This is a genomic window from Pseudomonas sp. Irchel 3E13 (assembly GCF_900187455.1).
GTDB lineage: Bacteria > Pseudomonadota > Gammaproteobacteria > Pseudomonadales > Pseudomonadaceae > Aquipseudomonas.
In genome coordinates, this window is sequence record NZ_FYDX01000004.1 from 125,529 (window position 1) to 148,376 (window position 22,848).

The window sequence follows — 22,848 nt, forward strand, 5'->3', positions numbered from 1 at the left end:
GCCGCCTGCTGCCCAACTAGCAGTCATCACCGAAAAATCACGTTTTATTGATGTAAATCAACACCTTATAAAACTGGCACAAACCCTGCTCTATCCCTGCATCTGCAACGCTCGGGGAGAAGCAGCATGTTCCAGATCAATCCAATCACTAAAGGCATCGGCCTCAGTCTGTTGTTGGCCGGCCAGTTCGCTCACGCCGAAGACGACACCACCACCACGTCACTCAAGGCCGTCACGGTCACCGCCCAGCACCGCGAGGAAACCCTCCAGGAAGTGCCGGTGGCGGTTTCCGCGGTCCAGGGCAGCAACATCGTCGCCGACGGCGTTCGCGCCATGGGCGATATCACCACCTTCATTCCCAACGCCTCGGCGAAGAACCCGGATGGCGACGGCCGTCCGCGCTGGTACATCCGCGGCCTGGGCACCGGCGACACCGGCGCCGCCACCGTCTACCCGGTGGGCATCTACGCCGACGACGTCTACCTCAATGCCCCGGTGGCTGGCGGCGGTCCGCTGTTCGACCTGGAACGCATCGAGATCCTGCGCGGCCCGCAAGGCACCCTGTACGGCAAGAACACCACCGCCGGCGCGGTCAATGTGATCTCCAAGAAACCCACCTTCGAGACTGACGGCTACGGCACCATCGGCTTTGGTAGCAAGAATGAACGCATCCTCAACGGCGCCATCGGCGGCACGCTGGTGGAAGACCGCCTGGCCGGCCGGGTGTCGCTGTACTCCGAGGAGCGCGACGGTTTCACCCACAACCTGACCAACGACCAGACCTACGGCGACGTCAACAAGAAGGCCGTGCGCGTGCAGTTCCTGGCCAAGGTCACCGACGACCTGGAAGCGCTGCTGAAGATCCACAGCCGCGAGTTCAAGGGCGACGGCAGCAGCGGCTCGCTGCCGCTGGGGCGTTATTACAACATCGGCTACCAGCGTCCCGAAGGCCGGCGCATCGAGTTGAACACCGACGAGGACTACAAACTCGACCACAGCGGCACCTCGCTGACCCTGAACTGGAACCTCGGCGACTACACCCTCACCTCGATCACCGCCTACGACTACCTGCGCAACCAGTCCCTCGCCGACGCCGACTACACCCCCTACGAAGTCAACGGCGCCACCGACAGCGACAACCGCTACGACCAGTACTCGCAGGAATTCCGCCTGGCCTCGCCGCAGCAGGAAACCCTGCGCTGGATGCTCGGCACCCACTACTTCCACGAAACCCTCGACAGCAGCGCCGTGCGCCGCGTGATCCCCGGCCCGACGCCCAACGGCACCGGCTCCAACCAGACCGGCGGCGCCGTGGGCTTCCGCGACCTGAACTACGACCACCGCACCGACAGCTATGCGCTGTTCGGCAACCTGGCCTACGACTTCACCGACAACCTCACGGTCACCGGCGGCCTGCGCTGGACCACCGAGAAAAAGGACATCGACCTCAACCTGACCCAGTTGACCCGCGCCACCGCCAACGGCCCGCTGATCCCGCTGACCGCCGCCGGCAGCAACGGCAACCAGGAAGAAGAAAAACGCTGGGACGCCTGGACCTACGACCTGACCCCGGAATACCGCATCAACGACAACCTGCGGGTGTTCTTCCGCTACGCCCACGGTTTCCGTTCCGGTGGCTTCAACACCGGCCTGTCCACCAGCCTGGCGCAGTTGACCACGGTGGACCCGGAAGAACTGGACGCCTACGAACTGGGCCTGAAATCGGAGTGGTTCGACCGTCGCCTGACGGTCAACGCCAACGTCTTCTACTACGACTACCAGGACATCCAGGTCAACCTGCTGACCGTGAACAGCGGCATCCTCACCACCGCGCTGACCAACGGCGCCAAGGGCAAGGTCAAGGGCGCGGAACTGGAGATCGAGGGCCAGCCCACCGATCGCCTGCACCTGCGCGCGGCGCTGTCGTTCCTCGACACCGAATACACCGACTTCAAGAACACCAACCCCACCACCGGCGCCGTCACCGCCGACTACAGCGGCAACAGCTTCGTCCGCTCGCCGCGCCACGTGGTGTCGCTGGGCGCCGACTACACCCTGCCGCTGGACATTCCCGGCAAACTCGTGGCCGGTGGCGATGTCAGCTACCGCGACAAGGAATACTTCCTCGCCGACCGCCAGAGCAGCGCCGATGAACCGCTCAACCAGCCGCACTACACCCTGGTCAACAGCCGCCTGACCTGGTTCAGCGCTGACGAAAAACTCAGCGTCACCGGCTTCGTCAACAACCTCACCGACCGCCGCTACCAGGTCCACGGCCGGCCCAACGGCACCGCCGGCCAATACGTCATCACTTACGGCGACCCACGCACCGTCGGCCTCAGCGTCACCAGCCGGTTCTGATCCCGCCCTCGCCGGCGGCCCGCGCCGCCGGCACCTCTTTCGTGTTACAGGAGTAGCCCCACATGTTCCGTCTCGATCCCTTGGCCGGCGCCATCGCGCTGGTCATCGGCAGCCTTGCCGTGCCCGTCGTTCAGGCTCAGGAGCCCGCCACCGGCAATGGCGCCAAGAGTGACAAACTCGACACCGTGGTGGTGGTCGGTACTCGCCGCAGCGACGTCACCGCGCTGGAAAGCGCCGCGCCGGTGGATGTGCTGAGCGCCGAACGCCTCGAAGAAACCGGCGCCAAGGACTTGTCCGGCGCACTCACCGCGCTGTCGCCGTCCTTCAGCTTCCCGCAATCGCCGCAGGGTGCCTTCGCCGGCTCCATCGCCCAGGGCGCCTCGCTGCGCGGGCTGGCCTCGGACCAGGTGCTGGTGCTGGTCAACGGCAAGCGCCGCCACAGCAGCGCCAACATCACCCGCCAGAGCCTGGCCAACGGCCGCGGCGCGGCGGCGGTCGATCTCAGCCTGATCCCGCTCAGCGCGGTACAGCGGGTGGAAATCCTGCGCGACGGCGCGGCCGCCCAGTACGGCTCCGACGCCATCGCCGGGGTGATCAACATCGTGCTCAAGGAAAACGATGACGGCGGCAACATCGGCTACCGCTTCGGCGGCTACGACAAGGGCGACGGCCTGCAGCGCAAGCTCAGCGGCTGGAAAGGCTTTGCCCTGCCCAATGACGGCTTCCTCACCCTGTCGTTCGACGCCGGCAACCAGGACCCGGCTAGCGACACCCGGCCGGACAACCGCATCTTCTATCCCGGCAGCACCAGCATCAACACGCCACGGGAGCAGAACAACCGCTACCGCACCTGGAACTGGGGCTCGGGCGGGGTTTCCGATCAGTACAACCTCGTCGCCAACAGCGAAATCGGCCTCGGCGACGGCCTGACCGCCTACGGCTTCGCCACCTACGCGCACAAGAACACCGACGCCGAAGGCTTCTTCGACCCGCCCACCACCCTGCGCAGCAACTACGGCAGCGTGGCGTTGTCGCGCTACCCGGACGGACGCCTGCCGATCACCCGCTACGCCCTCGAAGACTATGCGTTGACCGGTGGCCTGCGTTACGAGAACGAGCAACTGGGCAAGTTCGACCTGGCGGCCAACTACGGCAACGACACCCTCAAGTCCACCGACCGCGATGCCATCAACCCGAGCTGGGGCACGGCCAGCCCATACAACATTTACACCGGTGAACGCGAGAACGAGCAGACCAACCTGACCCTGGACTGGGTGCGGGACTTCCCCACCGACCTGCTGTCCAAGCCGCTGACCGTTTCCGCGGGCCTGGCCTGGCGCAAGGAGAATTACGCCCTGAGCGCCGGCGAGGCCGCCGGCTGGCAGAACGGCGCACTGTTCAACACCCTCGACCCGATCACCGGACGGCGCATTCCCGGTTATTACTCGGGGATCACCCAGGTCGATGCCGCCTCGCTGGAGCGCAAGGTCCTCGGTGCTTATCTGGATTTCGAAGGGCAGATCACCGACAAATTCCAGGCCGGCCTGGCGGTGCGCTCCGAGCACTACTCGGACTTCGGCGACACCACCAACGGCAAGCTGTCGCTGCGCTACGACTTCACCCCGCAGATCGCCGCCCGCGGCAGCATCAGCAGCGGCTATCGCGCGCCATCGCTGGTGCAGAGCGGCTTGTCATCGTTCAGCGTGCAAGTGGTCGAGCAGCCGGCGGGCAGCGGCAACTGGGTTGAAGTGCAGCAGCGCACCCTGCGTGCCGACAGCCCGGAAGCGGCGCTGCTCGGCGGGCGGGCGCTGAAGCCGGAAGAGTCCACCAACTACTCCCTGGGGCTGGTCTGGCGGCCATTGACCAACGCATCGCTGAGCGTGGACGCCTACCGCATCGACATCGACAACCGCATCACCCTCTCCGACCAGTTGCCGGCCAACGTGGCCGGGCCGATCTTCGCCGGCACGCCCTACGCCAACATCCAGAGCGCGGCGTTCTACACCAACATCGCCGACACCCGCACCGACGGCATCGAGCTGAGCGGCCAATACCAACTGGACCTGGCCGCCTATGGTCGCCTGGACCTGAACGCCGGCGTCGCCAAGACCCGCACGCGGATCACCGACCTGCGGGACGTGGGTGGCATTCGTGGCGACCAGATCGTCGGGCGCAACACCCAAGGCCTGATCGAACACGGCACCCCGGAGAACAAACTGACTTTCAGCGCCAACTGGCTGTACGAAAACTGGGGCCTGACCCTGACCCAGCGGCGTTACGGCGAATGGAAAAACCTCAACGCCAGCAACCCGGCACTGGACCAGACCTTCAGCCCGCAATGGGTGACCGACCTGGACCTGAGCTACCGCTTCGACCTCGGGCTGAAAGTCTCGGTGGGCGCGATCAACCTGTTCGACAGCCACCCGGACAAACTCAAGGGCGCGCAGTTGTACGGGGTGCCGAAGTACTCGATCACTTCTCCCGAAGGCGCCCAGGGGGCGTTTTACTACTCCAGCGTGAGTTACGACTTTTGACCGGCTGAGCCAGGGAGCGCGACGCGGTCCTTGGCTCGATGAACGCTTCATGCAACTGGGCCACCACGCCTTTGGCGCCGTAGCAGCGGAAGCGGAACTCGCCATTGAGGTGCCTCACCACCACGATCCCGGTGAGCCAGCCGAACTCGTATCCGATCGAGGTCATATTCGCCGTGGGGATATGCACCTCGTTGAGATGATCATGAACCAGGCGGTTGGCGAAGTTGGCCGAGAAAACCAGGACGTCCTGCGTCACCTCAACCGTTCCGCCAACCCACCAGCTTTCCATCTTTGGGGCCATCGGCACGGTGGTGAACGACGGTTGTGAGTGCGAGTCGAGGAATGACGACTCCTGAATGTAAGCGTTGACGATTTTTTTGAGATAGAGAGGTTGCATGTCGGCCCTGACTGAGGAACTGCTGAAATTCAGCGCTAGAAATGAATCGCGGGGCGGCCCCGCGATGTCATATTGCCAGACTATGACAGGGGTCAGTAGTAAGCGTTCCACTTCGCGCGCGGCGTATCGCTGGCAAGCCACCACAAGGGCATAGCATGCCGATAAAAGAGAATCCCCAGACAAAAAAACGGAGCCATCTGGCTCCGTTTTCTGTGCTTAGTAGTAAGCGTTTTCTTTCTGCGTGTGGTCAGTCACGTCGCGAACGCCTTTCAACTCCGGGATGCGCTCGAGCAGGGTGCGCTCGATGCCGTCCTTGAGGGTCACGTCGGCCTGGCCGCAACCTTGGCAACCGCCGCCGAACTGCAGCACGGCGATGCCGTCCTCGACCACTTCGATCAGGCTGACCTGACCGCCGTGGCTGGCCAGCCCCGGGTTGATTTCGGTTTGCAGGTAATAGTTGATGCGCTCGTTGACCGGGCTGTCATCGTTGACCATCGGCACCTTGGCGTTCGGCGCCTTGATGGTCAGTTGGCCGCCCATGCGGTCGGTGGCGTAGTCGACGACGGCGTCGTCGAGGAACGGCTCGCTGACGGCATCGATGTAGGCAGTAAAGCTCTTCAGGCCCAGCGCGGTGTCTTCTGGCTTCTCTTCACCCGGCTTGCAGTAGGCAATGCAGGTTTCGGCGTATTGGGTGCCGGGCTGGGTGATGAAGACGCGAATACCTATGCCCGGGGTGTTCTGCTTGGAGAGCAGATCGGCCAGGTAATCGTGCGCGGCGTCGGTAATAGTTATAGCGCTCATGGAATTTCCTCACAGACTTGGCGGCAGTTTACGCCAAGCGCGTCAACGAACAAAGTCCTAGCAATTATGTCGGGAAAGAAAGGACCAAGCCGCAAGCTACCAGCGGCAAGAAAAAGCAGCCAGCCGCGCCGCTGTTCTCTCTTGCCGCATGAGGATTGAGGCTTGTCGCTTCAAAGATTCTCGTACCGATTCATATCCAGAACCCCGGACTCCACCGGATCGGTCTCCTTGATGTAGCTGTTCAGGTCATGGAAGTACTGCCAGAACTGCGGGTGACTGCGGCGCACGCCCCAGCGCATGACGATCCGCTCGAACTTCGCCGTGTCGTCACGCGCTGCTTCCATGTCCTCGACGAACTCCGGCACATCGCTGGCCGGCACGTTGAACATGAAATTCGGGTAACTGCTCATCACCCCCGGGTAAATGGTCAAGGTGTCCAGCCCCGGCTGATAGCGGTATGCCTCGCCCAGCATGAAAGCAACGTTACTGTGCGCACGGTTGCGCAACATGCTGTAGACCTGCCGTTTGCCGCCCTGCCCCTCGATACGCAGCATCGTCGCCTCGGGCAACTGGCCAATCACCTTCAAGCCCGCCGCCGGACGCGATGCCAGCCGGCTCAGGGCCTGCTCGACATCACGGAATTCCTCGCTGACGGTGTTCCGCGAGCAATACGCGCCGGTACAGCGGTTGATCGGATCAGGCGAAGCATTGAGGCTGCCGGTGCGCTCGATCAGCTTGAGGCCGAAATCACGCGTGGGGTTGCGCGGATCGAGTTTCAGCGCGGTCGGCGTGCTGGTGTCGATTTCCTCGTAGTCCATCCACATCTTCACCTTGCCACTGTTCTGATACCAGTTGCTGAGGATGTCGCCACGCTGGTCAGCCGGCATCAGGCGCAGGAAGTTGACCTCCGCGCCGTTGCGGATCAGGTCGAAGTACAGGCGGGTCTGGGCCTGGTGCGAAACGTTGCCGTACACATCGAAATTGACCGCCAACTGATAGTAGGTGCGCTCGAGCAGCGGGTAGTCGAACAGCCACATCGTCAGCGGCACGTCGCCGATCAGGCCCTTGGTCACCGACGCACTGTCGAAGTGGCGGAAGATGGTCAGCAGCGCGTTGTCATTGCCCGCCCACAAGCTCGACCAACTCGGCGCCGGCATGTCGGCGTAGGTGTCGCGGCGCAGGCTTTCGTACTCGTTGCGCTTGTCGCGGTAGGCGTGCCAGAGGCTGAGAATGCTGCCAACGTCGTCGATCTGGCCGGGCATGGCCAGCAATGGCGTGGCTTCGGCACGGTACACCGCGTCAGTGATATAGCGGTCGTGGGCCGGCTCCTGGAACAGCGCCCAGAAGTTGTCGCGGATCACGTCGGTGGCGATCTGTCCGCGGCACACCGGGCCGCGGATAAAGGTGCGAACGAAGTATTCGGCGTTATCCAGCATGAACTGGTAACGCGCGACCGCCGGAATCGCCTCGAAGGTCTCGAACGGATTGGAACGGTGCCGCGGGCCATAGCCCGGCAGCGAGGCGGCGTGCCAGTCACCGCTGTAGAACAACTGTTTCACCCGCTTGAGCTTCTGCGGCCCCATCGGGTAGGTGATGTGGGTCTTGTGCACGATCACGCCCTGCACGGGCATCAGCCGGTAATAGAAATCGGTGCCCGGCGGGTCGTTGGGGCGGCGCGTGGCGATCAGGTCGACCGGCTGGCCGCTCGGTGTGCGCGAGCGCACCCACTGGAAGAAATGCCCCGGTTCGCCGCCGACGAAGTAGATGTGCGCGAGGAACAGATGTTCATAGAGCCAGCGCCCCACCAGCGCCTCGGTGGAACCCGGACGGTTGAGCAGTTCCTCCCATTCCGCGACCTGCGCCGCTTCCGTCGCGCTCGGCTGCACCGGGTTGTGCTCAACCGGCGTGCCCTGGGCCAGCCAGCGTTGCAGGGTCTGGTACTCGGCCTCGGTCAGGCCGGTCACCGCCAGCGGCATGCCTTCCTTCGGGTGCGCCCCGGCGTAGGCGTCGAATTCGCCGGGCAGCGGGCACATGTTGCTGCGGTTCAAGCCCAGGACGATGTCCTCGGGCAGCTTGGCATTGGGCGTCAGCGGCGTGGTGTGCCCGAGTTCGAGCATCCGCGCCATCAACGCGGCCTGGCTGCCCTGGCGATCCAGCACCGAGCTGAAACCCATGCGCTGCCAGGCGGCCGGGCCGCTGGCGTCATAGAACAACCGGGTCGGGGCGACCGCCTGGCTGCGGTCGCCCTGGTAGACGGGCACCTTCGACATGCCCCGACTGGCGCCCTCGGCACTGCCGAGGTTGAGCTGGCAGGCCGCGTCGTTGCAGGCGTGGCAGGCCACGCACTTCTCGGTGAAAATCGGTTGGATGTCCCGGGTATAGGAAATTGCCGGAGCGTTCTGAGGGGCTTGTCCGAGCGCCGCGCCACTGATGAGCAGAGCGAAGGCGCCGGCAAGAAAGCGATGCACCATGTGCCGTATGTCCTGATTTCATAAAGGCTTTTCACGATTCTACTTCGGGTCGCGGTGCCAACATGAATGAAATTCATGCAAATGTGCAACGCGTCTAAAAAGCGCGCAGCTTTGTTATCATCCCGCAACTTTCGTCTTTGTCTGACCCAGGTAGTCCCAATGTCTGACCGCAGCGCTCGTTTCCAAGCACTTCAGCAAGCACTCAAAGAGCGCATCCTGATTCTAGATGGCGGCATGGGCACTATGATCCAAAGCTATCGTCTTGAGGAAGAAGACTATCGTGGAACGCGCTTCGCCGACTGGCCGAGCGACGTCAAAGGCAACAACGACCTGCTCCTGCTGAGCCGCCCGGACGTGATCGCCGCGATTGAAAAGGCCTACCTGGACGCCGGCGCCGACATTCTCGAAACCAACACCTTCAACGCCACCCAGATTTCCCAGGCCGACTACGGCATGGAAGCGCTGGTGTACGAACTGAACGTCGAAGGCGCGCGCATCGCTCGCCAGGTGGCGGACGCCAAGACCCTGGAAACCCCCGACCGGCCGCGCTTCGTCGCCGGCGTGCTCGGCCCGACCAGCCGCACCTGCTCGATTTCCCCGGACGTCAACGACCCCGGCTACCGCAACGTCACCTTCGACGAACTGGTGGAAAACTACATCGAGGCCACCCGCGGCCTGATCGAGGGCGGCGCCGACCTGATCCTCATCGAAACCATCTTCGACACCCTCAACGCCAAGGCGGCGATCTTCGCCGTGCAACAGGTGTTCGAGGACGACGGCATCGAACTGCCGATCATGATTTCCGGGACCATCACCGACGCCTCCGGCCGCACCCTGTCCGGCCAGACCACCGAAGCCTTCTGGAACTCGGTACGCCACGCCAACCCGATCTCCGTCGGCCTGAACTGCGCCCTCGGCGCGAAGGACCTGCGCCCGTACCTGGAAGAACTCTCGACCAAGGCCGGCACCCACGTTTCCGCGCACCCGAACGCCGGCTTGCCCAACGCCTTCGGTGAATACGACGAGACGCCAGCGGAAATGGCCGTGGTGGTCGAGGAGTTCGCCGCCAGTGGTTTCCTCAACATCATCGGCGGTTGCTGCGGCACCACCCCCGGCCATATCCAGGCGATCGCCGAGGCCGTGGCCAAGTACAAGCCGCGGGAAATCCCCGAGATTCCGAGGGCCTGCCGCCTGTCCGGCCTGGAACCCTTCACCATCGACCGCAACTCGCTGTTCGTGAACGTCGGCGAGCGTACCAACATCACCGGTTCCGCCAAGTTCGCCCGGCTGATCCGTGAGGAAAACTACACCGAAGCACTGGAAGTCGCCCTGCAGCAGGTCGAGGCCGGCGCCCAGGTGATCGACATCAACATGGACGAAGGGATGCTCGACTCCCAGGCCGCCATGGTCCGTTTCCTCAACATGATCGCCGGCGAGCCGGACATCTCCCGCGTGCCGATCATGATTGACTCCTCCAAGTGGGAAGTGATCGAGGCCGGCCTCAAGTGCATCCAGGGCAAGGGCATCGTCAACTCGATCTCGATGAAGGAAGGCGTCGACGCTTTCAAACATCACGCCAAGCTGTGCAAGCGCTACGGCGCCGCCGTGGTAGTGATGGCCTTCGACGAAGTCGGCCAGGCCGACACCGCCGCGCGCAAACGCGAAATCTGCCAGCGCAGCTACGACATCCTGGTCAACGAAGTGGGCTTCCCGCCGGAAGACATCATCTTCGACCCGAACATCTTCGCCGTCGCCACCGGCATCGAAGAGCACAACAACTACGCCGTTGACTTCATCGAAGCCTGCGCCTATATCCGCGACCACCTGCCCTACGCCCTGTCGTCGGGGGGCGTGTCCAACGTGTCGTTCTCGTTCCGCGGCAACAACCCGGTACGTGAGGCGATTCACTCGGTATTCCTCTACCACGCCATCCAGAACGGCCTGACCATGGGCATCGTCAACGCCGGCCAACTGGAAATCTACGACGAGATTCCACCGGCGCTGCGCGAGCGCGTCGAAGACGTGGTGCTCAACCGCACCCCGGAAGGTACCGACGCCCTGCTGGCGATCGCCGAGGATTACCGTGGCGGCGGCGCGACCAAGGAAGTGGAAACCGAAGAATGGCGTTCGCTGCCGGTGGAAAAGCGTCTGGAACACGCGCTGGTCAAGGGCATCACCGCCTTCATCGTCGAAGACACCGAACTCTGCCGCCAGCAATGCGCGCGCCCGATCGAAGTGATCGAAGGCCCGCTGATGAGCGGGATGAACATCGTTGGCGACCTGTTCGGTGCCGGCAAGATGTTCCTGCCCCAGGTGGTCAAGTCGGCGCGAGTGATGAAACAGGCCGTGGCGCACCTGATCCCCTTCATCGAAGAAGAGAAAGGCGACAAGCCGGAGGCCAAGGGCAAGATCCTCATGGCCACGGTCAAGGGCGATGTCCACGACATCGGCAAGAACATCGTCGGCGTGGTGCTCGGCTGTAACGGCTATGACATCGTCGACCTCGGCGTAATGGTGCCGGCGGAGAAGATTCTCCAGGTCGCCCGCGAGCAGAAGTGCGACATCATCGGCCTGTCCGGCCTGATCACCCCGTCGCTGGACGAAATGGTCCACGTCGCCCGCGAGATGCAGCGTCAGGACTTCCATCTGCCGCTGATGATCGGTGGCGCCACCACGTCCAAGGCCCACACCGCGGTGAAAATCGAGCCGCGCTACAGCAACGACGCGGTGATCTACGTCACCGACGCCTCGCGAGCGGTCGGCGTGGCCACGCAACTGCTGTCCAAGGAGTTGAAGCCGGCCTTCGTCGAGAAGACCCGCACCGAGTACGTCGACGTCCGCGAACGCACCGCCAACCGCAGCGCCCGCACCGAGCGCCTGAGCTACGCGCAGTCGATCGCCGCCAAACCGAAGTACGACTGGGCCGACTATCAGCCGGCAGTTCCGAGCTTTACCGGCGTCAAAGTGCTGCAGGACATCGACCTGAACGTGCTGGCCCAGTACATCGACTGGACGCCGTTCTTCATTTCCTGGGACCTGGCCGGCAAATTCCCGCGCATCCTCACGGATGAAGTGGTGGGCGAAGCGGCGACCGCGCTGTACGAAGACGCCCGGCAGATGCTGAGCAAACTGATCGACGAGAAACTGATCAGCGCCCGCGCGGTATTCGGCTTCTGGCCGGCCAACCAGGTCGCCGATGACGATATCGAGGTCTACGGCGACGACGGCCAGCCGCTGGAGCGCCTGCACCACCTGCGCCAGCAGACCATCAAGCCGGACAACAAGCCGAACTTCAGCCTGGCCGACTTCGTCGCGCCGAAGGACAGCGGCGTCACCGACTACGTGGGCGGCTTCATCACCACCGCCGGCATCGGCGCCGAAGAAGTGGCCAAGGCCTATCAGGACAAAGGCGACGACTACAGTTCGATCATGGTCAAGGCCCTCGCCGACCGCCTGGCCGAAGCCTGCGCCGAATGGCTGCACGAGCAGGTGCGCAAGGACTACTGGGGCTACGCGAAAGACGAGCACCTGGACAACGACGCGCTGATCAAGGAGCAGTACGCCGGCATCCGCCCTGCCCCTGGCTACCCGGCCTGCCCGGACCACACTGAAAAAGCCACCCTGTTCCGCCTGCTGGACGGCACCGCCATTGGCGAAACCGGCCAGAGCGGCGTGTTCCTCACCGAACACTTCGCCATGTTCCCGGCAGCGGCGGTCAGCGGCTGGTACTTTGCACACCCGCAGGCGCAGTACTTCGCGGTCGGCAAGGTGGACAAGGACCAGATCGAAAGCTACAGCGCGCGCAAAGCGCAGGATGTGTCGGTGAGCGAGCGGTGGCTGGCGCCGAACCTCGGCTACGACAACTGATGATCTAAAAGCCGCTGCACGGCGGTTCGGGACACCGAACCGCCGTGAATGGCGCGCAAGCGGCTCTGCCAGCGTCCTCAGCGACTAGACTCTCTGTCAAACCTGAACAGGGAGCCCATCATGGAAGACCCAAGCCAAAGCAAACCACCTACCTTCTGGCAACTCCTGCACAGCACCCTCGCCGCCGCGTTCGGCGTGCAGAGCGGCAAGAACCGCGCACGCGACTTCACCCATGGCAAGCCCTCTCACTTCATCGCCATGGGCATCGCGTTCACCCTGGTGTTCATTCTGGTGCTGTACGGGCTGGTCCAGCTGGCCCTGCACCTTACCGCCCGCTGAAACGAAAACCGCCCGCGGGGTCCATGCCGCGGGCGGTTTTCATTTCAGGTCGCAAGATCACGGTTGTTGCGGGCAGCTTCAGCGCTCCATCACTGATGACTGACCCAATACACAGCGGTCACGACAACCAGGACAATCAGGCAGAGGATTGCCCAAGCGTCGACATTGCTGTCGCTTTTGACGGCTTTGGTCGGGTTTCCCATTGCATTGCCTCTTTTATTGGTGGTTATGGGAATGCATACCCCCAGCAGTAAAGTCCAGCAATGCCCATTGCTCAAGCAGGGACTTTGACGAGTCGACGGACGCCCTGTCCGACCTTAGTTTCGCCGGCTGACGGCACCTGCCAAGCCCCTCGTAAAGACCGATAAATGCCAGCCAATCTCACTTAGTCCAAATGGTTCTTTTCATATGCAAAAACATCACTTTTGCGCATAAATACAACCTGCTATCTTTCCCCGGCTCCGCATCCGGAGTGCGCGGCCGTGCGCGCGATTAGCTGCAAGCAGCTTGAGAACAGGACCCCTATGTACGTATACGACGAGTACGATCAGCGGATCATCGAGGACCGCGTCAAGCAGTTCCGGGATCAGACCCGCCGCTACCTGGCCGGCGAACTGAGCGAAGAAGAATTCCGCCCTCTGCGCCTGCAGAACGGCCTCTATATCCAACGTTTTGCCCCGATGTTGCGGGTTGCCGTGCCTTACGGCCAGCTGACCTCGCGTCAGACCCGCCTGCTGGCGAAGATCGCTCGCGACTATGACAAGGGCTACGCGCACATCAGCACCCGGCAGAACGTCCAGTACAACTGGCCTGCCCTGGAAGACATCCCGGACATCCTCGCCGAGCTGGCCACCGTGCAGATGCACGCGATCCAGACCAGCGGCAACTGCCTGCGCAACGTCACCACCGACCAGTTCGCCGGTGTCGCCGCCGACGAGTTGATCGATCCGCGCCCATGGTGCGAGATCGTCCGTCAGTGGACGACCTTCCACCCGGAATTCGCCTACCTGCCGCGCAAGTTCAAGATCGCCATCAACGGCTCGACCAGCGACCGCGCGGCCATCGAAGTGCACGATATCGGCCTGGAGCCGGTGCACAACGAAGCCGGCGAGCTGGGCTTCCGCGTTCTGGTCGGTGGCGGCCTCGGCCGTACCCCGGTAATCGGCGCTTTCATCAATGAGTTCCTGCCATGGCAGGACCTGCTGAGCTACCTGGACGCCATCCTGCGGGTTTACAACCGCTACGGCCGGCGTGACAACAAGTACAAGGCGCGGATCAAGATTCTGGTCAAGGCCCTGACGCCGGAAGTGTTTGCCGAGAAGGTCGAGGCCGAAATGGTCCACCTGCGCGGCGGCAGCAGCACCCTGACCGATGCCGAAGTGCATCGCGTTGCCAAGCACTTCGTCGATCCGGACTACAAGGCCCTCGACAACCTCGATACGCAACTGGCCGAGCTTGACCAGCAGCACCCGGGCTTCGCCCGCTGGCGCGTGCGCAACACCCTGGCGCACAAGAAGCCGGGCTACGTTGCCGTCACCCTGTCGCTCAAGCCTACCGGCGTCGCCCCGGGCGACCTGACCGACAAGCAACTGGACAAGGTCGCCGACCTCGCCGAGCGCTACAGCTTCGGCCAGCTGCGCACCTCCCACGAACAAAACATCATCCTCGCCGATGTCGAGCAGAGCGAGCTGCACACGCTCTGGCTGGAACTGCGCGAGCATGGCTTCGCCACGCCGAACATTGGCCTGCTGACCGACATCATCTGCTGCCCGGGTGGTGACTTCTGCTCCCTGGCCAACGCCAAGTCGATCCCGATCGCCGAATCCATCCAGCGCCGTTTCGACGACCTGGACTACCTGTTCGACATCGGCGAACTGGACCTGAATATCTCCGGTTGCATGAACGCCTGTGGTCACCACCACGTCGGTCATATCGGTATTCTCGGCGTGGACAAGAAAGGCGAAGAGTTCTATCAGGTCTCCCTCGGTGGCAGCGCCAGCCGTGACGCCAGCCTGGGCAAGATCCTCGGCCCGTCCTTCGCCCAGGACGCCATGCCGGACGTGATCGAGAAGCTGATTAACGTCTACGTTGAAAAACGCAACGAAGACGAGCGCTTCATCGACACCTACCAGCGCATCGGCATCGACCCCTTCAAGGAGCGCGTCTATGCAGCGAATCATTAAGAACAACCAGATCGTCGACGAAACCTGGCACCTGCTGCCCAAGGACGTGACCCTGGACCAACTGAGCAACTGCGACGACTACATCGTGCCGCTGCAACTGTGGCGCGAACACGCCCACGCCCTGAAAGCCCGCGACGGCGGCCTGGGCGTGTGGCTGGACAGCGACGAAGAAGCCGAGGAAATCGGTGAAGATGTCGCGCATTTCCAGGTCATCGCCCTGAACTTCCCGGCCTTCACCGACGGGCGCAACTATTCCAATGCGCGTCTGCTGCGTGATCGCTACAAGTTCACCGGTGAGCTACGTGCCATTGGCGACGTGCTGCGTGACCAGTTGTTCTACATGGCTCGCTGCGGTTTCGACGCTTTCGCCGTGCGCGCCGACAAAGACCCGGAAGATGCACTGCAAAGTCTCAAGGACTTCTCGGTGACCTACCAGGCCGCCACTGACGAACCGCTGCCGCTGTTCCGCCGCCGCTGATCGGTCAGGCAAAGGCCCCATTGCCGGGGAATGCCTGGTCAGTCTTCGCGAGCACGCTCGCTCCTACACCATCGACGCATGTGTAGGAACGAGCTTGCTCGCGAAGGGCTGCCCGGTAGCGGGCCTTTGTACATTCAGCCAATCCCGCCCCTAGAGTTCCTCGACCGCCTCGTCCTCCGCCTTGGTCAAGCGCGAAATACAGTCGACCTCAGCCTTGTGGTGAGCATCCCTCACGGCATTGACGACATTCAGGTAGCGCTGACCGCTCAGTTCCACCCTGCGTAACACTCCATTTCCGTCCAGCGGACTTTCACCGAGGGCGGTACTCAATACCTCCAGCACGCGCTGGTCCAGTGTGGGAACCGGGCCCTGGTAAATCTGCGCACAGTATTCCAGGTACTCCAACCCATCGGCCCATGGCGCCACGACACTTTCGAACTGCAGAGGAAAACGCCGTTTGAGGTAGCGTTGCCAACTCGCATCCGCGGCCATCCACTGTTGCCGGTTTGCAGCGGTCTCATTCACCAGCACCGCGTCCCTGACGTTCATCACCGTTCTCTTCGAAAGGTTCGCTTCCGCCCTGTAGTGCATGCCCTTCGACAGTTCGGGGTAGTTCAGCGCTTTCGCAAGGCCTTGGCGCAGTGCCAGGCGGATCTCGATGTCGTCCACATTCTCACGCATGAGCAACCCGTCACTGATGTCGTCCTGAACGGCCAGATCAGGCAGTGTCTCCTGCCTGATCAGCGCCCGGCGCCGCAACACCCGGCGCTGGGCCACAAGTTCGCTCAGGCGCTGCACTTCATGGCGCCGAAACAGTTTTCGGTAGAGGTGAACCAGCACATGGCTCAGTTCGATGTTGTTGGCCGCCTCCGCGCCAAAACGGTGAACCAGCGCAGTGGTTTCCAGCTCGCTGAAGGCATCCGTGCCGGCATCGCCGCAGGTAAACGGAAAGCTTCGGGCAATCTCGATCAGTTCCTCGCGCAGTTCGTCATGTTGCGAACTGTACTCAAGCAATTCCCAGACCCTGTCGTTCAGGCCAGATTTGTTGATCTGGTATTCCCGGGATTCGGCCAGACGGTCCAGAACGTCCATCAGTTCACTGTTACCGCGGCGAACGAACAGTTCGCTCCACAGTTCGCGCTGTTCGGCGGTACACCCCACCAGCCACGGCAAGGTCGGGTGCTGGAACTGCCCCGAGGCGTGAAAAATCGAGCCCGTGGCTTCGAGCCGCGCCACGCTCTCGGCCAGCAGCGGGTTGTAATTGACGTGCAGCCGGCTCTGATTGGTATCGCTATGCCGCAGAATCTCGGCGAAGCGGGTGTTCTCCAGCTCCGGGAGTTCAGTCATGAAGTTCGAACTCAGCTCGACCTGGCGCAAGCGGCAACGTGGCGAGCTCATCAGCCGGGAAAGGCCTTGGGGCCAGGCGGTGATGGCGCATGACTCCAGGTCCAGGTGCTGCAACATCGCCAGGTTGCCGACATCCGGCGCAAGCCCCAGCGGATTGGATGACAGTGACAGCACCCGAAGCTGCGAAAAGCGGCCGAATGCCCGTGCGCCATCGGCATCGAGGACGATCCGGTTACTGCCCAGGCTCAGACGCTCCAGCGGCAGGACCGACAATGCTTCGAGGTCGCTGGCACTCAACACCAACCCATTGAACCGCATGCTCAACCGGCACAGCGAAGGCAGGCCGCAAAGGTCGCGCAATACCGGGCCCGGAAGGCTCGCCAGGCGATTGCTGGTCAGGTTAAGCGACTGCAGTCCGTGGAACGAACGCAGGGGCGCGAACACATTCAGCGAGTTGGACAATGAATTGATACTCAGGTCGAGCGTGCTCAAGCTGGCCATGTGAGCAACCGACGCGGGAACGGTGCTCAAGTTATTGTTGAGCAATATGAGCTCACGCAACTCGCCGAAGCAGCCCAGAAAGCTCTCGGGGAGTTCTTCCAGCCCCATGCTCTCCATGTTCAGTAGTTTTATGTGATCGAATCGGGCCCCCAGTACAGGCAGCCGGGAAACGCGCTGCCCGGACAAGTCGAGGGTATGTGATCGCTCGCCGTCACCGGCAAGGCGCCAGGCCTCCTTCAGGCGCTGTCCTATCCGCCAGCGGTAATCACGCTCGATGGCACTGATCCGCAGCTCGAGCTGCCATTCGCGCAGGCTGTGTGAAAGCTCCCCGTATTCGTTTTCCAGCGCCTCGATCGCGGTGCCCAGATGCTCGTACTTCGATAGCAGACGGACCTTGAGGTCCCGTATCTGATTGCGGTTCAAGTCTGGGTAAAGCTCACTCAGCCTTCGCCCCGTTGCTTGAGTGCTCTGTGTGCCACCGAGCGTATAACCGATTCGCCCGTCAGCCAGCCGCATCGGTGAACGAAACCCTGGCTTCACCGGCTGCAGGCCCAACAACTGCGAAGCCTGCGAACGGTCGTCCGTCGCCAACCGGTACAGCAACGCCTGCAACGGCGGCTGTCCGGGCAAATCCAGCATCAGCTCGGCGCGCTTGTTGGCTGGAAGGGCTGCCAGGATGGCCGCGGCCATGGACTCGTTCTTGGCGAGCACCTGCCCGTCAACGTCGTACGTGACATAGCTCCCGTGCTCGCGCACGAACGTCCTCTTCAACGCCGCACCCGTGCCGCCTAGCTGTTCAAGCAAATGCCCGTCCGGGGTGTCTCTGCGCAGCTCGAAACGAACCCCGCCATTCCAGCTGGGCAGCTTTTCCACCAAGCGCAAGGCCAGTCGATCACTGTCCCGGTTTGCCATGGTTGACCGATACAGGCCCTCGAATGCTCGACTCAATCGAATCTGGCGCTGATACAGGCGGGCTTCCTCTGCCAGGGTCAGGGGAATCCGCTGATTGCCGTCCTCCAGGCCGCTGGCGTGGCTGAGCAGTTCATCGACGACCTCATCAGGCAGCGAGGCATACCGTTGCTGAAGAATCCGGGCCCTCGGCGACCTGGGCACCTCGCCTTGATCGTACAGGCTTTCGAATATCGTCCTCCGACGCCGGATGATACGTCTGACCAATCGCTCACGTACGACCTGCGCCCGCGTATCGGGCGCCACACCCGCGCCCAACAGGTGATTGATCTCGTCTTCATCAAGCTGCGCAACGATGGCTTCGGGCAGGCGGTTGTCAAACAGGTCCCGGGCAAGCACCTTGATCGATCGGCCCTCCGGCCAGAGCTGCCGCCCATAGGCCGTCGAAGTACCCGAGAACGCAGGCCCTTCGAACACTTCGATAACCCGCGCCGGCCAGCCCGGCAACTCTATCGCCAGCCCTGCACAGAAGCCCATGTCCACCCCGCCGGGCAAGCCGCTGCGCATGTGTTCGGCCATCCGGCTGATACGCTGATCCAGGCGCAGCCGTCGCAGGGTATCGACCAGCAACGGCGGGATCGGGGTGTTCTCCAGGTACACCCGACGCAGCATATCGTCGCTGATACCACTGATATCGGCTGCGTGCGCCAGCTCGATATCATCCAGCCCGTGAGTCACCGGGCCCATGCGGCACAACAGTTTCCGCCGGCTCCAGGTCAGGGGCTGCTCGCCCTTTGCTACCCAGGTACCCTGGCCGTTATGCCTGAGCTGCGGTTGATAGGCTTCGGCGTTGGCGGGATGGAGAATCCGCCATTCGCCATCCGCGCCCTGGGCGATCTCATGAACGCTATCGTGCAGGCGCAGGTAGCGTTTGCCGGCGAGCGCGTATACCCCCTGTGCGTCGCACACCTCTTTGGCCAGATCGACCTCACTGGCATAGGGCTTCAGGTCCGGCTTCCACAGACGAAGCTGGCCGTCCGGCCGACTGACCTGGATCAGCCCGTCCATGAATTCGCTTGAAGCGGCTCTCGACGCGTGATGACCGACCACGCCCAGCCCCGCCATCAGGGCGACATTCAACCCCACCGCTTCAAAAACCGACCAGGCCTCGTCCCGATCACCCTCCTCCCAGAGATGAACGCCATCGACCACCTGCGAGAACAATTGCTCTGCTGCCACGGCCGCCATGACCAGGTCGAGCCCGGGCACAAAGAACGCGGCGGCGTTAAGCAGGTCGAATCCCATGCTCTCCCAGTACGCCAAGCGGGCCTTGCGTGCTTGCTCATCGGCATCGGCGCTGGGGACGGCCAGCGTCCTGGCATCGGCCTTGAGCTTTTCGACATAACGGTCCTGCAGATGACCGAACAGCTCAGCCTCAATGGGCACCGCACTCAGACTGAGATTGGCGTTGGGATCAGGCTGGCGCTCATGCACGCCATTGGGCTGGCGAACCTGGTGGTACAACACCCCTTCGAGGCGGTGCATGACATGGGCTTCGCTGGCCTTGGGCACGTGCCGGCGCAACAGTGCCTGATAGTCGGGCAAGCGCAGCTTGACCCGCAGGTCGCGTATGGCAGCGCTGGCCGAGGGATACTCCTTCAATGGGCTCGACGGCGCTCCCGGCAAGTAGACCAGCAGCGGCTCAGCCCTGTCCCCTCTACCCAGCCCGCCGCTGATCAGCAACACCTGGGCCAATGCGGTCTCGAACATCGACAACTGCCAGTAACGGACCGGCCTGTCATTGAAGCGTGGGGCCCGCTCTCCTTCCAGCAACGCCAGCAGCATCTGCCGGGCCGACGGACCGATTTCCTGCTTCAGGAAGGCGATCTGCATATCAACCCGCAATTGATCCTTGCAGGCGACAACGGATTGCTCACGCACCGTGTTGCGAGTGGCAGGGCTATCGAACACCTGTGTCAGGTGCCGCTGGTACTGCCCGCCGAGGTCAAGATCGTGACACAGGCGGGCGAACCGCGCCGGCTCGATGGATAACTTCTCCCGATAGCGATAGCGAAAGCGGGGATAAGCACCCGGGCTGGCGGGAACCAGCTCCAGGCTGAACGCATCCTTGGGCGCCAGTGCGGTGCCGGCTTCGAATTCGACGTCACTGGCAAAGTTCTGCAGGGCGGCCTGCATCAGGCTTTGGCGCTGCGGAACGGTTCTGAGCATCGAGCCCGCCATGTCCGGCTCGCGGGTGATCTGGACGAATTCGTCCTTGTTCAAGTCGACCGCCACGCCCAGCGCAGCGGCGATACGCGCCTGGAGCAAGGGCTCGGCGAACTCGCCAATCCCTTTCAGCGGCTTGAGCGTGACGGCCAGGGCCTTTCTTGAGTGGCGGCGACGGGCCTGATACTCCAACAGGGCCTGACGCTCTACCTCGGGGGCGCTATTGAACCAATGCTCAGGTGCCGAGGCGCCGTTTTGCTCGGCCAACTGACTGTCGCGAAGACGCTTGAAGTCGGCAGGAGTGGAGTGCTTGAAGTAATCGGGCAAGCGCCCCTGGATAAAGGGCGCGTGCAGATCGGGGACAGCGAGGGGCTGGGCGGACGTCATCGCAGGTTTTCCTAAGGCAAATGAGCACGAAGGAAACCTGCTTGAGCTGCTGCAACGGTGCTACATACTGCTTAACGCCAGCGGCTGAGCCGGCTCCACAACCCTAGCAACGCGTTCTCGACCGAGCCGCTGGCCGCCAGCCCTACCCGTTCCTGCAGGCTTTTGCGCTCGGCATAGTGCAGGTGATAGAGGTTCGAATCACGCGCCCGCTCGCCAAGGTACTCGTCGCTGGTCTTGAGTTCGTCGACCAGTTGCTTGTTCAGCGCCGCCACGCCCAGCCAGACTTCACCGGTTGCGACATCATCGATGTGCAACTGCGGGCGATAACGCGAAACGAAGTCCTTGAACAACTGATGGGTCACATCCAGGTCTTCCTGGAATTTCTCCCGACCCTTCTCGGTATTCTCGCCGAACACCGTCAGCGTGCGCTTGTACTCGCCGGCGGTCAGCACTTCGAAGTCGATATCGTGCTTCTTCAGCAGGCGGTTGACGTTGGGCAACTGCGCCACCACGCCGATGGAGCCGAGGATGGCGAAAGGCGCACTGACGATACGCTCGCCGATGCAGGCCATCATGTAGCCGCCGCTGGCCGCGACCTTGTCGATACACACCGTCAGCGGCACGCCGGCCTGGCGAATACGCGCCAACTGGGACGCAGCCAGGCCGTAGCTGTGGACCATGCCGCCGCCGCTTTCGAGACGCAGCACCACTTCATCGCGCGGTGTTGCCAGCGTCAGCAAGGCGGTGATTTCGTGGCGCAGGCTGTCGGTGGCCGAGGCCTTGATATCGCCGTCAAAGTCGAGGACAAACACCCGCGGCTTGTCTTCCGCGGCTTTCTTCTGTTTCTTCTGTTCCTTGGCCTGCTGCTTGCGCAGGGCCTTGAACTGGTTCTTTTCCAACAGGCCCGACTCCAGGCGCTCACGCAAGTCCTTGTAGAACTCATTGAGCCGAGTAACCTGCAATTGCCCGCCGGCCTTGCGCCGTCCCTTGCCGCGAAGACCGGCGATAGCCGACAGCACAACCAGAACCGCGATCACCAGAGTGGCGGTCTTGGCGAGAAAGCTTGCGTACTCTGCAAGAAACTCCACGATAACTCCTTAGCTGACCTGCGCCGCGAGGGCGCGAAAACGATAGTGAAGCATACCGGCGCCGACAGGCCGTCGCCAGCGTAGGAAATTTCCAGCAACGCAGTTCAAACGCCCTTTTCAAACGCTTGTATGTTTTTTCGTTGACAGCCCGCCGGTGGCAACCTAACCTCGCCAAATCCTACTTACCCAGGCGTACGACGTGGGCAGCATCTACCTCATTCGACATGGCCAGGCCTCATTCGGTGCAGATGATTACGACGTGCTGTCCCCGGTCGGCACACGCCAGAGCAAAGTCCTCGGCGCACACATGGCCCAGCTTGGGCTGAGCCTGGATCGCTGCCTGGCCGGCGACTTGCGCCGCCAACAAGACACCGCGAGCCTGGCGATGGCCAGCATGCAAGCGGGCGGCGCCCTGGTGCCAACGCTTGAAACCGATGCCGCTTTCAATGAATTCGACGCCGACGCGGTGATCCGCGCGCTGCTCCCCGGCCTTCTGCCGGATGAGCCCGAAGCCCTGCATATATTGCGCAACGCCCGCGATAACCGGGCCGAGTTCCAGCGCCTGTTCGCGCTGATCGTGCAGCGCTGGCATGGCGGGCAACACGACACCGATGGCCTGGAAAGCTGGGCCGGCTTCGTCCAGCGCACCGGCGACGGCTTGCAGCGGGTCCTGGAGCAGGCCGCCAGCGGCGACAACATTGCGATCTTCACCTCCGGTGGCACCATCGCCGCCCTGCTTCACCGCGTCACCGGTATCAGCGCCAGTCAGGCTTTCGAGCTGAACTGGCAGATCATCAACACCTCGCTCAGCCAACTGAAGTTCCGTGGCGGCGAAGTGACCCTGGCCTCCTTCAACAGCCAAGCCCACGTGCGGCTATTGAGGGTGCCGGAACTCGTCACCTATCGATGAATTCCGGCTCACCGCGACCCCCTGCGTCGCTGAAATCACTTAATAAGGA

Annotated in this window: 12 protein-coding genes; 7 read left to right on the forward strand and 5 right to left on the reverse strand. The window is 62.7% G+C overall.

The window, feature by feature from the left end; all coding sequences use genetic code 11:
- Positions 1 to 126: 126 nt before the first annotated feature.
- Both CKW37_RS07585 and CKW37_RS07590 read left to right on the forward strand, forming a co-directional pair.
- Entirely contained in the window at positions 127 to 2,361 is a 2,235-nt protein-coding gene (locus tag CKW37_RS07585) for a TonB-dependent receptor (RefSeq protein ID WP_095155070.1), read from the forward strand.
- A 62-nt stretch (positions 2,362 to 2,423) separates the two neighbouring features.
- Positions 2,424 to 4,895, forward strand: coding sequence for a TonB-dependent siderophore receptor (locus tag CKW37_RS07590; RefSeq protein WP_095155071.1), 2,472 nt, complete (start codon positions 2,424 to 2,426; stop codon positions 4,893 to 4,895).
- Here the strand turns inward: CKW37_RS07590 and CKW37_RS32350 are convergent.
- The 3 genes from CKW37_RS32350 to CKW37_RS07600 form a co-directional block, all read right to left on the reverse strand.
- A complete protein-coding gene (locus CKW37_RS32350; protein WP_143501925.1) occupies positions 4,834 to 5,292 on the reverse strand; it encodes a hypothetical protein in 459 nt (152 codons plus the stop codon). The two genes, CKW37_RS07590 and CKW37_RS32350, sit on opposite strands and share 62 nt — an antisense overlap.
- A 216-nt stretch (positions 5,293 to 5,508) precedes the next feature.
- Positions 5,509 to 6,093 carry a Fe-S biogenesis protein NfuA gene (gene nfuA, locus CKW37_RS07595; protein WP_095155072.1) on the reverse strand — a complete coding sequence of 195 codons (585 nt, stop codon included), beginning with the start codon at positions 6,091 to 6,093 and terminating at the stop codon, positions 5,509 to 5,511.
- Positions 6,094 to 6,263: 170 nt separating this feature from the next.
- On the reverse strand, positions 6,264 to 8,564 hold the full coding sequence (locus CKW37_RS07600; protein WP_095155073.1) for a fatty acid cis/trans isomerase: 2,301 nt from the start codon (positions 8,562 to 8,564) through the stop codon (positions 6,264 to 6,266).
- A 159-nt stretch (positions 8,565 to 8,723) separates the two neighbouring features.
- On the opposite strand from CKW37_RS07600, the gene metH reads away from it, so the two are divergent.
- The 4 genes from metH to CKW37_RS07620 all read left to right on the forward strand — a co-directional run bounded on the left by metH (position 8,724) and on the right by CKW37_RS07620 (position 15,431).
- Positions 8,724 to 12,431 (forward strand): methionine synthase, encoded by a 3,708-nt coding sequence (metH, locus tag CKW37_RS07605; RefSeq protein ID WP_095155074.1) that lies wholly within the window; start codon positions 8,724 to 8,726, stop codon positions 12,429 to 12,431.
- A 120-nt stretch (positions 12,432 to 12,551) separates the two neighbouring features.
- Entirely contained in the window at positions 12,552 to 12,770 is a 219-nt protein-coding gene (locus CKW37_RS07610; protein WP_095155075.1) for a DUF2970 domain-containing protein, read from the forward strand.
- Between the two features lie 524 nt (positions 12,771 to 13,294).
- Complete coding sequence (locus CKW37_RS07615) at positions 13,295 to 14,953, forward strand: nitrite/sulfite reductase (RefSeq protein ID WP_095155076.1); 1,659 nt, start codon at positions 13,295 to 13,297, stop codon at positions 14,951 to 14,953.
- Complete coding sequence (locus CKW37_RS07620; protein WP_095155077.1) at positions 14,937 to 15,431, forward strand: DUF934 domain-containing protein; 495 nt, start codon at positions 14,937 to 14,939, stop codon at positions 15,429 to 15,431. Before CKW37_RS07615 ends, CKW37_RS07620 begins: the two co-directional genes overlap by 17 nt.
- 150 nt (positions 15,432 to 15,581) lie before the next feature.
- Here CKW37_RS07620 and CKW37_RS07625 read toward each other — a convergent pair whose 3' ends face one another.
- Positions 15,582 to 20,801 carry a dermonecrotic toxin domain-containing protein gene (locus CKW37_RS07625; RefSeq protein WP_095155078.1) on the reverse strand — a complete coding sequence of 1,740 codons (5,220 nt, stop codon included), beginning with the start codon at positions 20,799 to 20,801 and terminating at the stop codon, positions 15,582 to 15,584.
- Between the two features lie 71 nt (positions 20,802 to 20,872).
- Positions 20,873 to 21,889 carry a protease SohB gene (gene sohB, locus CKW37_RS07630; protein ID WP_095155079.1) on the reverse strand — a complete coding sequence of 339 codons (1,017 nt, stop codon included), beginning with the start codon at positions 21,887 to 21,889 and terminating at the stop codon, positions 20,873 to 20,875.
- Between the two features lie 199 nt (positions 21,890 to 22,088).
- Between sohB and CKW37_RS07635 the strand changes: the two genes are divergently transcribed.
- On the forward strand, positions 22,089 to 22,799 hold the full coding sequence (locus CKW37_RS07635) for a histidine phosphatase family protein (RefSeq protein ID WP_095155080.1): 711 nt from the start codon (positions 22,089 to 22,091) through the stop codon (positions 22,797 to 22,799).
- The last annotated feature ends 49 nt before the right edge of the window (positions 22,800 to 22,848 follow it).